Origin of the sequence: Marinobacter vulgaris, from assembly GCF_003344045.1 — a bacterium.
Taxonomy (GTDB): Bacteria; Pseudomonadota; Gammaproteobacteria; order Pseudomonadales; family Oleiphilaceae; genus Marinobacter; species Marinobacter vulgaris.
In genome coordinates this window covers 1-511 of sequence record NZ_QFWX01000041.1, presented here as the reverse complement: position 1 = coordinate 511, position 511 = coordinate 1, and the positions used below count along the sequence as shown (strand labels likewise).

Here is a 511-nt window from a genome sequence, read left to right as displayed (position 1 = left end):
TGAGGACTTTGAGATGAGTGACAACCTGATGATCGAAGGCGGTATCAACGATTCCGGTGGTCAGCTATTCGTGGCAGAGCAGCCAGGCGAACACCCGTTCTTCTCGGCGGAACTGTTCCGCCGCTGTGTGCGAGCGCTGGCCCATGCCTGAACAAACCCCACCACAAACCCTGTTCGACACCCTCCCCCAAACCGGCCGGGTGGAATGGATCGGCATCCGCCCCGCCCGTGGTGAGGCCATGGAAGCACTCGATAGCGTAGCAATCACACCCGGCAAAGGCCTGAAAGGCAAGCGATTCCGAATCGGAAATGTGGAGTTGGAATACACAGGCCTTTGCCACCCCTGCAGCAAAATGGAAACGTCGCTTGGACCAGGCGGTTACAACGCCATGCGCGGGCATGGCGGTATTACAACGCGGGTGGTTGAAGGGGGTGAGGTGGCGCTTGGTGACGAGGTTCAGGCCTGCCTGGGCACCAGGCAGACTGGAAAATAAATCTGTCCCGGTTTTCT

The 511-nt window shown here is 58.7% G+C and carries 1 protein-coding gene; it reads left to right on the top strand.

Going from position 1 to position 511, the window contains the following annotated elements; genetic code table 11:
• Window positions 1-143 precede the first annotated feature (143 nt).
• A complete protein-coding gene (locus DIT71_RS17710) occupies window positions 144-494 on the top strand; it encodes an MOSC domain-containing protein (RefSeq protein WP_114614528.1) in 351 nt (116 codons plus the stop codon).
• Window positions 495-511 lie beyond the last annotated feature (17 nt).